Source organism: Nocardiopsis deserti, assembly GCF_008638355.1.
Classification (GTDB): Bacteria; Actinomycetota; Actinomycetes; order Streptosporangiales; family Streptosporangiaceae; genus Nocardiopsis; species Nocardiopsis alborubida.
The window spans coordinates 437,571-450,878 of sequence record NZ_ML703349.1 but is presented as its reverse complement, the minus strand read 5'-3'; the positions used below and the strand labels follow the sequence as shown (position 1 = coordinate 450,878).

The following is a 13,308-nucleotide window of genomic DNA, read 5'->3' as shown; positions in this document are numbered from 1 at the left end:
GCGTCTACACGTGCGTCTACACTCGCCTCCATGGACCCTTTGAGCGACATGCTCAGCGGCATCCGCTCCGCGGGCGCCTCCGTCAGCCAGGCCTCGCTGGATCCGCCGTGGACGATCCGCTTCACCGGCGGCGCGCCGCTGACCATGCTGACGGTGATCAGCGGCGGCGGGTCGTTGGTCCTGCCCGACGGGACCGGCCTCAGGATCGGCGCGGGCGACACCGCGCTGGTACGCGGCCCCGATCCCTTCCACCTGGCGGACGACCCCGCCTCACTCCGCCGTCCCCACCGGAACCAGGAGATCGCCTGTCTCGAACCGGACCCCGGGTACGGGCCGGACGGCGGTCCCCCGGGCGGGCTCCCCCGGCACGGCGGGCTCCGTGACAGCGGTTTCCGGGGTGGCGGGCTCCGTGACGAGGGGCTCCGGAACGGTGGGCCTTCCTTCGCCGGGCTCCCGAATGGCGGCCTCCCGGACCAGGTCCCCCCGGGCGTCACCACCCTCATCGTCGCCGCCTACCGGGCCACCCGGAGCCGCCACGAGCGGCTGCTGCGCACCCTGCCGCCCACGCTGGTCCTCACCGAGGAGCAGCCCGAGAACGTCTTCTGGCTCGACGCGGCGAAGGACGCCCTGTCCCGGCGGCACCTCCCGGGCGGCCAGGCCCTGGTCGACCGCGTCGTGGACATGGGACTGGTGTGCAGCCTGGCCTGCTGGTTCGAGCAGGAGGGCGCCGACGCCCCCGCCTGGTACCGGGGAGCCCTCGACCCGGTGACCGGCCCCGCGCTGGAGGCCGTCCACCGGCGTCCGCACGAGGCGTGGACGGTGGGCGCGCTGGCCGCCAGGGCGGGGGTGTCGCGCGCGCTCTTCGCCAAGCGCTTCACCGAGGTCATGGGCCAGTCGCCCCTGGGCTACCTGACCGAGTGGCGCATGTACACCGCCGAGGAGCTGCTGTCGGACCCCGACCTGAGCGTGGCGAAGGTGGCCGGAGCCGTGGGCTACGCCGACCCGTCCTCGTTCAGCACGGCCTTCAAGCGGCTGCGGGGGCTGAGCCCGCGGGAGTTCCGCCTGCGGAGCATGCTGTCCGAGCCCGGTCCCGCTCCTGTGCCCGGCACCGGGTCCAGTCACGGTCCCTGACCCGGGCACGGCCCCGGGGCGGAACCCGCTCCCGCGTCCGCCCGCGCGCCCGTCCGTCCGGGGGACCGCACCCGGCCCGGGGCCGAAGCCGGTCCCCGGGCCGGACGGCCTCAGCCCCGGGCTCCCTCATCCCCAGACGACGGGAAGCGCGGTCCGACCGCTCGCCACGATGGACGGGGACTCCTCCACCTCCGCCCCCTCGGCCAGGCGCAGGTCCGGGAAGCGCGTGAAGAGCGCCTCCAGCGCGGTCACGCCCTCCAGCCGGGCCAGCCCCGCGCCCAGGCAGAAGTGCGGACCGTGTGAGAAGGCCAGGTGCCCCCGCTGTTCCCTCCGGAGGTCGAAGGCGTGCGCGTCGTCGCCGTGGCGCCCGGGGTCGCGCCCCGCCGCGCCGAAACCCATGAGCAGCGCCTCCCCCTCGGGGACGTGCGTGCCCGCGAGGGTGACGTCCTCGGCCGTGTAGCGCAGCGGCAGGTACTGGATGCTGGCGTCCCAGCGCAGGGTCTCCTCCACCGCGTCGTCCCAGGAGGCGCCGCCGGACCGCACCAGCTCCAGCTGGTCCCGGTGGGTGAGCAGCGCGTGCACGGCGTTGGTGATGAGGTTCATCGTGGTCTCGTAGCCCGCGCCGATCATGAGGATCAGCGTCCACACCAGTTCGGTGTGGGAGAGCCGCTCGTCGCCCTCGGCCCGTGCCTGGAGCAGCGCGCTGGTGAGGTCGTCGCCCGGCTCGCGGGACTTGCGCTCGGCCAGCTCCGCGAGGAAGGTCTGCATGTCGGCGTTGGTCTGGGCGGCCACCTCCGGGGTGGTGGTCGCGTCGAAGACCCGGCGCATCAGGGTGTGCAGGGTGCCGCGGTGCTCCGCCCCGACCCCGAAGAGCTCGGAGATGACCGTCATGGGCAGCGGCAGCGACAGCGCCGCCTTGAGGTCCACCGGTCCCGGCCCCGCCGCCGCGAGGTCGTCGAGCAGTTCGGCGGTGATCTCGGCGATCCTCGGGCGCAGCTCCTCCACCCGGCGCGGGGTGAACGCCTGCGAGACCAGGGTCCGCAGACGCCGGTGGCGGTCGCCGTCCGCGGTGAGCATGTTGTCCGGGGCCACCCAGGAGATCAGCGGCCAGTCCATGGGGATCTCGCCCTGCGCCCACGCCCGCCAGTGCCGCGCCTCCTTGCGCACGCCGGGGTGGGCGAGGGCCTCCATGACGACGTCGTGGCCGGTCAGCGCCCGAACAACCACGCCACCAGTGATCTCAACCTCGACGACGGGGCCGCGACCCCGGAGTCCGGCTGTCTGTCGGTGGAGGTCGTAGGGGTGGAGGACGGGGATGTCTGCTGCCATCGCGGTGTTCCCTTCGGGGAGTCGGGCGGAAATTCCACGGGGAGTTCGGCCAGGGCCCGTGCGAACGGGGAGACGCGCCACCGCGGGGCCGGGTCGGTCACGCGCAGGCCGCGCAGGCGCTTGGTGAGGACCTCCACGCCGACCTGGGCCATGGCCTGGGCGAACCCGTGGGCCGGGCAGCGGTGCGGGCCGACCCCGAAGGCCAGGTGGGCGCGGGTGACGTGCTCGATGTCGGGCCCGTTCTCGGCCATCGCGGTGTGGGCCGCGGCGTAGCCGAGGAGGATGGGCTCCCCCTTGCGGATGCTCCGTCCGCCGCTGATCTCGACGTCGCGCACGGGGTAGAGGACCGGGTAGTTGGTGATGGGCGGCTCGCGCCACAGGACCTGCTCGACCACCTCGTCGATCCCGACCAGGGCGCCGTTGAGGGCCCGGCTCACCTCGGGGTCGGTCAGAATCGTGTGCGTGGCGGCCGTGATGAGGTTGGCGGTCGGCTCGGCGCCGGCGCCGATGGTCACGACCAGCTGGTGCAGCATCTCCTCGTCGGTGAGCCCCGCCCGGTGCTGGAGCAGCCAGGTGGTGACGTCCTCCCCCGGCGACGCGTGCTTCTGCGAGATCGCGTCGGACAGGGCGCGCTCGTACTCGGCGTTGGCCCGCACGACGTCGTTGCCGTCCCACAGGTCGATGAGCGAGGTCAGGACGCGCTCGCCGACGTCGCGCGAGAAGCCGAAGAGGTCGCAGATCACCAGCAGCGGCAGCAGGCGGGCGTACTCGGACACCAGGTCCGCGCTGCCGCGTTCGACGAAGGCGTCGATGAGGCTGTCGGCGTGGCGGCGGGTGCTCTCGCCGACACGGCTCTCGGGCACCCGGCCCAGGGAGTCGACCACCGACCGCTTGAGGCGGGCGTGGGCGTCGTCGTCGGCGAAGAGCAGGTTGGGGCGGTAGGCCATCATCGCGGCCACGGGGGCGTCGTCGGGGACGCGCCCCTCGGACCAGTCGAGCCAGAGGCGGGAGTCGCGCCGGAAGGTGCGGGTGTCCCTGCACCAGGCCGTGATGAGCGCGTAGTCGGCGACCACCCATGCGCTGATCCCGGGGGAGATCTCGGCGGGGAAGACGGAGCCGTGTTCCTTGGCCATCCGCGTGTAGACGTCGTGCGGATCAGCGTGGAACTCGGGGGCGTGGAGTTCGGCGTAGGGGCAGCGGGAAGCCAACGTTTTCCTGTTCTACAGGGGGTTCGAGAGCCGCGCCAGTCTAGTACCGCAACATGTCCGTTGTTCCTTCCGTCCCATACGTGCCGCTCCCACGGGACGCGCTCCGCCGGAGCCGCGCTCCCCTCGGTCCCGGAGGTGCCCGGTCAGCGGCGTGAGCTGTAGCATCGTGGCCGGATTCCTCCCCCCTGCAACCCGCTCCTCCGGTCCCGGCGAAGGCCGTACGGCGGGGCTCCTCGACACACACGGGAACGGATGTTCATGGACGCTGAAGACACCCAGGTCATGGCCAGAACGGGCGAGTTCACCAGCACCACCCTGAGCTGGGAGACCTCGGTCCGGGGCCGGGTCGCGGCGGCGGTCGACCGCCTCTCCGGGCCGCTGGCCGACCTGCTGGAGCGCGACGCCAACGACGGCGACACCCGCATGCTCGTCGCCGACTTCTTCAGCGTCGGACTGAACTTCAGCAAGTACCAGGACATGACCACCGAGTACCGGACCAGCGGGGACTCGATCGACTACGCGATCATGCTGGACGGCAAGCTGTTCGCGCCGGTGGAGGTGCGCCGTGTCGGACAGGAGCTCGACCAGCGCAACATCCAGGTGTCCCGGCGCCTGGCCGTCGACGAGGGCGCCGAGTGGGTGATCCTCACCAACGGCCGCCTCTGGAAGGTCTACCACCTGCGCCCCGACGGTGACGGCGGCAACAAGCCGGTGGAGGTCATCGACGTCGACCTCACCGACGCCGACGCCTACCAGCAAAACATCGACGCCCTGTTCCACATCACCCGCGAGGCCGTCGACCGCGGCCGGCTGGACACGCTGCGCAAGTGGAAGGAGGCCGTCGAGGCGGCCCCCGTCGCCGAGGTGCTGCGCAGCGACGCCGTGGTGGAGGCGGTCCGCACGCAGCTGCGCGCCGCCACCGGCCACCTGGGGCACGTGGGCGACGCCGACGAGGTGCGCCGCGCCCTGGTCGAGGATGTCGTCGCGCAGGGCCTGCTCAAGGACTGACCCCGGTAGCGGGTCCGGCTCTCCCGGTCCGGACCCGCTCGCCCGCCCGCCTCCCTGTCGCGGGTCCGCCCTCGCCCGCCAGCCGCGGGCCGGTCACGCTCGTCCGCCCTCGCCTCCGCTCCCCAGCCGCAGGGCTTTCCCTCCCTTCGCCACCGCCTGCCCGCCCCGGGCTCCTTCCACCGCTTCCGCCGCCCGCTGGTTCGTGCGCGTGCCCCCATTGACACCTGTGATACGCGCCACAACAATGGTCATACTATTGGGAGCGCTCCCAGCGCTTCCGGCCGCTTACCCCCCAGCGGAAGGACCCCCGTGAGTCCGGCACGAAGAAACAGCGCGGTGGCGCTCGGCGCCGCAGCCGCGCTCGGCACGAGCCTCCTCGTCGCCTCCCCCGTCCAGGCCGACGACGAACCGGTCGAGCAGATCACCAACGGCGACTTCGCCGACGGCACCACCGGCTGGTGGGCGACCGAGGGGATCGACCTCGCCGTCAGCGACGACGGAGCCCTGTGCGTCGCGGTCCCCGGCGGCACCAGCAACCCGTGGGACCAGATCGTCGGCCAGAACGACATCCCCCTCGTGGCCGGGGAGTCCTACTCCCTCACGTTCACCGCCTCCGGCGCCGACAGCCTGCCCGTCCGCGCGCTGGTCCAGGAGCCCGTCGACCCCTGGCGCACCGAACTGGACGAGCGCCCCGTGCTCACACCGACGGCGACCGGCTACGAGTACGTCTTCACCGCGTCCGCCGAGATGGCCGACGCCCAGCTCGCCTTCCAGATCGGCGGGGCCGAGGAGGACTGGACGTTCTGCCTGGACGACGTGTCGCTGCTCGGCGGCGCCGAACCCCCCGTCCACGAGCCCGACACGGGCCCGCGCGTCCGCGTCAACCAGGTCGGCTACCTCCCGCAGGGCCCCAAGAACGCCACCGTGGTGACCGACGCCGAGGAGGCCCTGCCCTGGCAGCTGGCCGACGCCGAGGGCGCGGTCGTGGCCGAGGGCGACACCGTGCCGTACGGCCTGGACGAGTCCTCCGGTCAGAACGTGCACACCGTCGACTTCAGCGGCTTCACCGGGACGGGCGAGGGCTACACCCTGACCGCCGACGGCGAGACCAGCCACCCCTTCGGGATCACCGCCGACCCCTACGCCGCCCTGGCCACGGACGCCCTGGACTTCTACTACACCCAGCGCAGCGGCGTCGAGATCCTCGACGAACTCGCCCCCGGGTACGGACGCGAGGCCGGGCACGTCGGCGTGGAGCCCAACCAGGGCGACACCGACGTCACCTGCCACCCCTCCGCCCCGTGCGACTACTCGCTCGACGTGTCCGGCGGCTGGTACGACGCGGGCGACCACGGCAAGTACGTGGTGAACGGCGGCATCTCCGTCCACCAGCTGATGAGCGTCTACGAGCGCGCGCACACCGCGCCCACCGGGAACCCCGCCCGGGTCGCCGACTCCACCCTGTCCGTCCCCGAGCGGGACAACGGCGTGCCCGACGTCCTGGACGAGGCCCGCTGGGAGATGGAGTTCCTGCTGTCCATGCAGGTCCCCGAGGGCGAGGAACTCGCGGGGATGGCCCACCACAAGGTCCACGACGAGCGCTGGACCGGCCTGCCCCTGCTGCCCTCCGAGGACCCCCAGCCCCGCTACCTGCACCCGCCGTCGACGGCGGCCACGCTGAACCTGGCCGCGACCGCCGCCCAGTGCTCCCGGGTGTTCGCCCCCCACGACGCCGACTTCGCCGCGACCTGCCTGGAGGCGGCCGAGACCGCCTGGGACGCCGCGATGGCCGAACCCGAGCGCTACGCGACCGTCGGCGGCGAGGGCGGCGGCGCCTACGACGACGACAACGTGGCCGACGAGTTCTACTGGGCCGCCGCGGAACTGTACCTGGCGACCGGGCACGGGGACTACGAGGAGGCGGTGGTCTCGTCCGAGCTGCACACCGCCGACGTGTTCACCTCCGCCGGTTTCGACTGGCGCTGGACCGCCCCGCTGGGCCGCCTCCAGCTCGCCACCGTGCCGAGCGGCCTCGACGGCCGCGACGAGGTCCGCGCCTCCGTCGTGGAGGGGGCCGAGCAGTACCTGGCCGACGCCTCGGAGCACGCCTACGGGCTGGCCTACGACCCCGAGGGCGGGGTCTTCGCCTGGGGCTCCAACAACCTCGTGCTCAACAACATGGTGGTGATGGCCAGCGCCTACGACATCGGCGGGGACACGCGCTTCCGCGACGCGGTCCTGGAGGGCATGGACTACGTCCTGGGACGCAACGCCCTCAACCAGTCGTACGTGACCGGGTACGGCGAGAACGACGCGGTCAACCAGCACAGCCGCTGGTACGCCAACCAGCTCGACCCGAGCCTGCCCAACCCGCCCGAGGGAACCCTGTCCGGCGGTCCCAACTCCGACACCGGCACCTGGGACCCGGTGGCCCAGGCCAACCTGGACGGGTGCGCCCCCCAGTTCTGCTACATCGACCACATCGACTCGTGGGCGACCAACGAGCTGACCATCAACTGGAACTCCACGCTGGCCTGGGTGTCCGGGTTCGTCGCCGACCAGGGCGACGCCTCCCTGCCCGCCGGGTCCTCCTGCGAGGTCGACTACGTGGTCCACGGCGAGTGGCACGACCGCTTCAACACCCAGGTGACCGTCCGCAACACGGGTGACGAGCCCGTGACGGGATGGGAGCTGGTGTGGTCCTTCCCCGGCGGCCAGATCGTGGAGCGCCACTGGAGCGGCGCGCTGGAGCAGGCCGGGCACGCGGTGACCGCCGTGAACGCGGACTGGAACGGGACCATCGACCCCGGCGACGAGGTGACGTTCGGCTTCATCGGCACCGTGACGTCCGGGGCGAACGCGGTGCCCGCGAGGTTCACCCTCAACGGTTCGGTCTGTAGCTGATCCGCGGGCGGGGCGACGACGGCGCGCCCGCCCACGCCGTAAGACCCCCCTTGGAGGACGGGGCCCCTCAGGAGAGCGTGGGGCCCCGTCCGTCGTGTCCGGGGAGGGGAGGGAGGTTCAGCGCTGCCAGCGCGCCTGGCAGAAGCAGTAGGCGCCGTAGACGGCGACGCCCAGGGCGACGGCCACCAGCGCCCAGGGCCCGGCCGGGGTCTGGGAGAAGGCCCGCAGCGCGCCGTCCAGCCCGACCGCCTGGTCCTTGTCGAAGGCGATCGCGGCCTGAAGGAAGAAGACGCCGACGGCGGCCAGGACCAGGCCCTGGGTCCCGATGCCGAGCACGCCGACGGTGACGACGGCCCTGCGTCGGCGCGGCGTGAGCGCGCCGAGCGCCAGCTCCTGCGTGAAGCGGCGGGTCACCGCCTTCCAGATCTGGTGGAGGCCCACGGCGATCACGCCGCAACCCACCGCGCCGACCGCGAACCGGCCGAAGGGCAGCGCCATGACCTGGGCCGTCAGCGCCTCCGACTGACTGTCCTGGGACTGGGGCGAGCCCTGTCCCAGCAGGAAGCCCGCGATGCTGGAGGCCAGCACGGCGTAGACCACCGCGCGGGCCGCGGAAGCGATGCGCTTGGTGGCCTTCTCCAGGCCCACGGCGGCGTAGACCGCCTGCCACACGGTGAGCCCCACCAGCCCCGCCGCCGCGACCCAGAGCAGCAGCATGCCGCCGGTGTTCTGGGCGACGAGCTGGAGTGCGCCGCTGTTGCTGGCCTCCTGGCCGCCGCTGTCGCCGAAGGCGATGCGCAGGGCGAGGTAGCCGATGATGAGGTAGAGCAGGCCCGTGGCGGCGAAGCCCACGCCCGCGAGCCCGCGCAGCCAGGTGCTGTGGGCCGCCTGGCGTCCCGCGCGTCGGCCCGCCGCGTGGGCGTCCTTCGCCGAGCGCCGTGCCTTACCTGGTAAGCCTGATGAGGACATGTCCGGCCCGTGCCCACGGGGAGGGCGCGAAAACGGAAGTTTACCGCTGGTACTCCCTTTTGTACTGGTCAGAGGCCTGGAATTCCTCCGGGGCGCCCGCACGGGATGACGGGTTGGCGCGCGCCGGTTCGGGGGGACGCCTACTCCAGGGGCACCCGCAGGACGCGGTCGTCCCCCTCGGCCGGCTCCCCGACCCCGTCGAGGTTGCTGGTGGTCAGCCACAGCTCGCCGCCGCCGGGGGCGGCCACCACCGTGCGCAGGCGGCCGTACTCCCCCTGGTGGTGGTCGACGGGCTCGCCCACGCCGCCGTCACCGGTGAGCGGCACCTCCCACAGGCGCTCGCCGCGCAGCGCCGCCACCCACAGGGAGCCGCCCGCGACCGCCGCGCCGCTGGGCGAGGCCTCCGCGGGCCTCCACGTCAGCAGGGGGTCGACGTACTCGTCGCCTCCTCCGGTGCCCTCCACCTCGGGCCAGCCGTAGTTGCCGCCCGGTTCGATCAGGTTGACCTCGTCGAACTCGTTCTGCCCGAACTCGGTGGCGTACAGGTTCCCCTCGTCGTCCCACGCCAGGCCCTGGACGTTGCGGTGGCCGTAGCTGTGGACGGGGTTGCCGAAGGGGTTGCCCGGAGCCGGGTCCCCGTCGGCGGTGATCCGCAGGATCTTGCCGCCCAGCGAGTCGGTGTCCTGGGACAGGCCCTCCCTGCCCGCGTCCCCGGTGCCGACGTACAGCAGACCGTCGGGGCCGAACTCGATCCGGCCGCCGTTGTGGTAGGAGGCGGAGGGGATGCCGTCGAGGATGACCTCGGTCTCCCCGAAGCCCCCGTCCCCGTCCTCGGGGTCGTACTCCATCCGGCTGATCCGGTTGTCGGAGTCCGCGGTGTGGTAGGCGTACACGTACGGTTCCCCGGGGAAGCCCGGGTCCACGGCCAGCCCCAGCAGGCCGCCCTCACCGTTCGGTGCGGCTCCCTCGACGGCGCCGACGTCGGCGACCGAGCCGTCGGGGGACACGCGGACGACCTCCGCCGAGTCGCGCTGGGCGACCAGGGCCGAGCCGTCGGGGAGGAAGGCCAGCCCCCACGGCACCTCCAGGCCCGTGGCGACGTCCTCGGGCTGGCCGGGGGCGGTACCGGCGGAGCCGTCGTGCCCGCCCGGCTCCTGCTGGCCGTCCGTCCCGCCCGGCCCGTCCCCCTCCGCGCCGCCGGTGATCCCCTGGGCGCCGCACCCGGCGAGCAGGACGAGGGCGCCGAGGACGGAGGCGGTACGGAGCAACGGCCCCGCCCGCGCTGAAGGTTCCATGTCCCTTCCCTTCCCCCTGGCGCCGCCGTTACCCCGCCGCGCCGCCGGACGCCCCTTCCGTGCTGTTCTCGTGCCCCTCCCACAACTCCTCGAGCATCCGTTCCAGGTCGGTGAGGAGCGCGCTGTGCACGGGCCAGCGTTCGGAGTCCCAGTCCTCGCTCATGCGCTCCCGTGCCCGGTCGATCCGCCGGAGTCCTCCCTCCAGGCAGGAGTCCAGGTCGGCGGAGACGGTGTCGCGCTCGGGTTCCCCGGCCTCGTGGACGGCCGCGAGGGCGTCGGCGGCCGCGTCCAGGAGCGGGGCGAACTCGCGGAGGAAAACGTCGCTCGGTTCGGGGAAGCGCGACCGGCCGTTGTTGGCGGCACGGAGGGTGCGGATCAGGGACTGGAGGTGGCGTGAGGACCGGCCCAGGGCGAGGATCCAGCCGTAGTAGGCCTTCGGCGCTCTCTTCGGGGAGGGAGCGGCCAGGAGCCGCCGCGGGTTCAGGCGCGCCCGGTACTCCTGCTGGGAGACCGACTCCCGGGCATTGCGCTCGGTGTTGTCGAACCCCTGCGCGACCCGCGCCCAGTAGCTGGCGTCTCCGAGGCCCTCACTGCCCTCGCGGAGCGCCTCGGACATCTCCCGGCAGAGGTCGCGCAGGCCGTCCGCGAAGTCGAACACGGCGCTCTCGGCGTCGCGGAAGCGGATGGCGGGCGCGAGGACCGTGTTCGTCACGACCGCGGCCCCAGCCCCCACCAGCACCATGAGCAGCAGCGTCCCGAGGTCCACGGGGCTGCCCGCGGTGCCTCCGGCGAGCGCGAAGGACGCCACCACGGGTATCTGCTTGCCCTGGTCGCCGAAGACCGTGAACTGTCCCGCCACCATCGCGAGGAGCACGGCCAGGGCGAAGAACCACACGTTGAGCCCGACGGTGAGACCGGTCAGGCCCGCGATCAGGGCGCCGAGGAAGACCGCGGGGACGTAGCGCAGGGACTGGAGCACCGACCCGTACACGCTGGGCCGCACCACCAGGAGGGCGGAGAAGGGGGCGAACCCGACCTGGGACGAGTCCACCATGAGCGCGCCCACGACCCAGGCTCCGGTGGAGGCGATGACGCACTTGGCGATGATGACCACGGTCTCGCGCTCGTAGCCGCGCCGTTCGACGACCCGGCGCAGCACCTCGCGGGCGTTGGCCGCGGTCCTCCTCAGCCGTTCGACTGCCATCTGGTCTCCGAATCCTGGTTCCTCTCCCCGACCGGTCCGACGCCTCCGGCGCCGTTGAGGGACCCGGCGGTCCGCCACCCTGGCGGCCGGGACGGAGCGGGCCGCCGTCCGCACATCCGGGACGCCCTCTCGTCGGGGGTGAGGTCCCTGCCCGCGCCGAGGGTGGACGGGACGCGCGTCGTGCCGGTGGCCTGTGCGGAGCCCGCCACGGCCCTCTTCGACTTCACCGGTCTCGTGGCTCTCCTGAACCTCGTGGGGTTTGTGGGTCTCGTCGGTCTTGTGGATCTCGTGGGGTTTGTGGGTTTCCTGGACCCCGTGGATTCCGTGGGTCTTATGCCCCTCCTCGGTCCCGCACCGCCTCCCGCACGAACTCCTCGACCAGGTCGGCGACCTGCTCGGGGGCGGCGGCGGTGAGCGCGTGGGGCTGTCCGCGCAGGGTCACGAGCCGTCCGCGGGGCAGTAGTCGGGCGGCCTCCCGTGCCCAGGGCTCAGGGCAGAGGGGGTCCCTGCCCCCGCGCAGGACCAGGGCCGGCTGCGTCACCCTCGGCAGGACCAGTTCGATCCGGTGCTCACGGCTGGCCAGAAGACTGCGGACGTCCCGGCGCGGTCCCGCGTCCCAGTAGTCGGCGATCACGGAGAACACGGTGGAGAGGTCCTCGCGCACGCCGTCGCGCAGCAGCCGCGCGGCCAGCGCGGGCAGCGAGCGAGCCCGGGGGTCCGTCGTGGGCCCGGCCAGCACGAGCGCTCCCACCTCGTCGGGCGCACGCACCGCCGCCTCGGCGACCACCTGCGTTCCCAGGGAGAGCCCGAGCAGACAGGGCCGCTCGATCCCGCGGACGCGGAGCCACTCCAGGAGGGCGTCCGCGAGCCCGGTGACCGTGGGCGTGTGGTCGGGCGCGGTGCTCGCGCCGAACCCCGGCAGGTCGACGGCCCAGGCGGGCGTCCTTCCCCCCAGGGCCGTGACCACGGGCAGCGTCTGGCGCGAGGAGATCCCCGCTCCGTGTACGCAGACCACCGGCGGCCCCTGTCCGGGCACGTGCCACCAGGCCATCACCGCGCGTCCGACCCCGTCCGTGCCCCTGCGGGCCTCCATACGTACCCCCGAACGGCCTCCTCGGCTCCGGTCATGTGGTCGCCACAACTACCCAGGGGCCCCGCCTTCAACCCACTCCCGGGCCGGGGCGTGTGGAGACGCCGTGGGGCGGTCAGGGAGGTACAAGCAAGGGTGCGCGCGAAGGGAGCCATGAGATGGGCAGGAAGTCGGATTCGCCTCCGAAGCACCCGTGGTTGAGGGGCGCTGTGCGGGGTGTCACGGGTGCGATGGCCATGAGCGGTATGCGGCAGGTCGAGGTCGGTATGGGGTTCACGCAGCGCACGCCGCCCGAGGCCGTCCTGGCGGAGGGCGTGCCCGCCCTGCTGGAGAGCGTTCCCCCCGAGCGGAGGAAGGCCGCGATCGAGTTGGCGCACTGGGGCTACGGGGCGGCGGCGGGCACCGTGTTCGCTCTGCTGCCGCGCCGGGTGAGGCGGTGGCGGCTGGCCGGTCCGGTGTTCGGGGTCGCGGTCTGGAGTGCGTACGAGTTGGGTGTCGCCCCCGCGCTCGGCCTCGCCCACGCGCGCAGGCACCGGCCCCAGGAGCGGTGGGCGTTCCTGTTCGACCACGTGGTCTTCGGGCTCATGGTCGGGGAGCCGCCCGAGACCGTGGTGGCCGGAACCGGAGGCTCCGGGGACGGCCCCGAGGAGGGGCGCTGCTGCGGAGGTCACGGGGGTCATGGAGGCCAGGGGCGCACTGGGGCCGCTGGGGGCCGTAAGGGCCACCGGGAACGTCGGGGACGCGGAGGTCGCCGGGAGCAGAGGGAGCACAGAGGACACGGAAGCCACTGCGGTCACGGAGACCATGAGCACCCCGGGAAGCACGGGGGTAACGGTGGCCATGAAGGCCACGGTGATCATGGGAAGCACGATGATCACGGGAAACATGGCGACTGCGGGGAACACGGGAGACGGAAAAAGCGTCACCGGCCCTGACAGCGGAGAAGCGGGGGCGGGCGATCGGTCGCCCGCCCCCGCTTCTCCGCCGCACCCTCCGGGCTCCGGTCGATCCAAGCCGGCGGCCGGGATCGTAACGGCGCTAACCCCAGGACGTATCGGCGCTAACGCAGGACCGGGCCAACACCCGGACGTAACGGCGCTAACCCCAAGCGGTACCAGCGCTGACCCGCTCACCGGCCGCCGCGCCGAGACGTAGCGGCGCTACCTCTAG

General features: G+C 73.0%; 10 protein-coding genes. 4 read left to right on the top strand and 6 right to left on the bottom strand.

Annotated features, from left to right (window positions below):
- The first annotated feature begins 30 nt into the window (after window positions 1-30).
- Window positions 31-1,131, top strand: coding sequence for an AraC family transcriptional regulator (locus FYW99_RS07030; RefSeq protein ID WP_223838825.1), 1,101 nt, complete (start codon window positions 31-33; stop codon window positions 1,129-1,131).
- Window positions 1,132-1,257: 126 nt separating this feature from the next.
- Here FYW99_RS07030 and FYW99_RS07025 read toward each other — a convergent pair whose 3' ends face one another.
- On the bottom strand, window positions 1,258-2,358 hold the full coding sequence (locus FYW99_RS07025) for a cytochrome P450 family protein (RefSeq protein WP_150251127.1): 1,101 nt from the start codon (window positions 2,356-2,358) through the stop codon (window positions 1,258-1,260).
- Window positions 2,340-3,668, bottom strand: coding sequence for a cytochrome P450 family protein (locus FYW99_RS07020; protein WP_150251126.1), 1,329 nt, complete (start codon window positions 3,666-3,668; stop codon window positions 2,340-2,342). Before FYW99_RS07020 ends, FYW99_RS07025 begins: the two co-directional genes overlap by 19 nt.
- 258 nt (window positions 3,669-3,926) lie before the next feature.
- Here FYW99_RS07020 and FYW99_RS07015 point away from each other — a divergent pair, with 258 nt between their 5' ends.
- Both FYW99_RS07015 and FYW99_RS07010 read left to right on the top strand, forming a co-directional pair.
- Window positions 3,927-4,676: a hypothetical protein gene (locus tag FYW99_RS07015; protein WP_150251125.1), complete on the top strand. Its 750-nt coding sequence runs from the start codon at window positions 3,927-3,929 to the stop codon at window positions 4,674-4,676.
- A 309-nt stretch (window positions 4,677-4,985) separates the two neighbouring features.
- Window positions 4,986-7,580, top strand: coding sequence for a glycoside hydrolase family 9 protein (locus FYW99_RS07010; RefSeq protein ID WP_150251124.1), 2,595 nt, complete (start codon window positions 4,986-4,988; stop codon window positions 7,578-7,580).
- A 117-nt stretch (window positions 7,581-7,697) separates the two neighbouring features.
- Here the strand turns inward: FYW99_RS07010 and FYW99_RS07005 are convergent, their stop codons facing one another.
- From FYW99_RS07005 to FYW99_RS06990, 4 genes are all read right to left on the bottom strand, one after another.
- Entirely contained in the window at window positions 7,698-8,549 is an 852-nt protein-coding gene (locus FYW99_RS07005; protein WP_223838823.1) for a DUF1206 domain-containing protein, read from the bottom strand.
- 140 nt (window positions 8,550-8,689) lie between these two features.
- A complete protein-coding gene (locus tag FYW99_RS07000; RefSeq protein WP_150251123.1) occupies window positions 8,690-9,844 on the bottom strand; it encodes a PQQ-dependent sugar dehydrogenase in 1,155 nt (384 codons plus the stop codon).
- Window positions 9,845-9,872: 28 nt separating this feature from the next.
- Complete coding sequence (locus FYW99_RS06995) at window positions 9,873-11,048, bottom strand: FUSC family protein (RefSeq protein ID WP_150251122.1); 1,176 nt, start codon at window positions 11,046-11,048, stop codon at window positions 9,873-9,875.
- A gap of 331 nt (window positions 11,049-11,379) precedes the next feature.
- Window positions 11,380-12,141, bottom strand: coding sequence for an alpha/beta fold hydrolase (locus FYW99_RS06990; RefSeq protein ID WP_150251121.1), 762 nt, complete (start codon window positions 12,139-12,141; stop codon window positions 11,380-11,382).
- A 233-nt stretch (window positions 12,142-12,374) separates the two neighbouring features.
- On the opposite strand from FYW99_RS06990, the gene FYW99_RS32945 reads away from it, so the two are divergent.
- Window positions 12,375-13,073, top strand: a complete 699-nt coding sequence (locus FYW99_RS32945; protein ID WP_317846981.1) for a hypothetical protein — start codon at window positions 12,375-12,377, stop codon at window positions 13,071-13,073.
- Window positions 13,074-13,308: the final 235 nt, after the last annotated feature.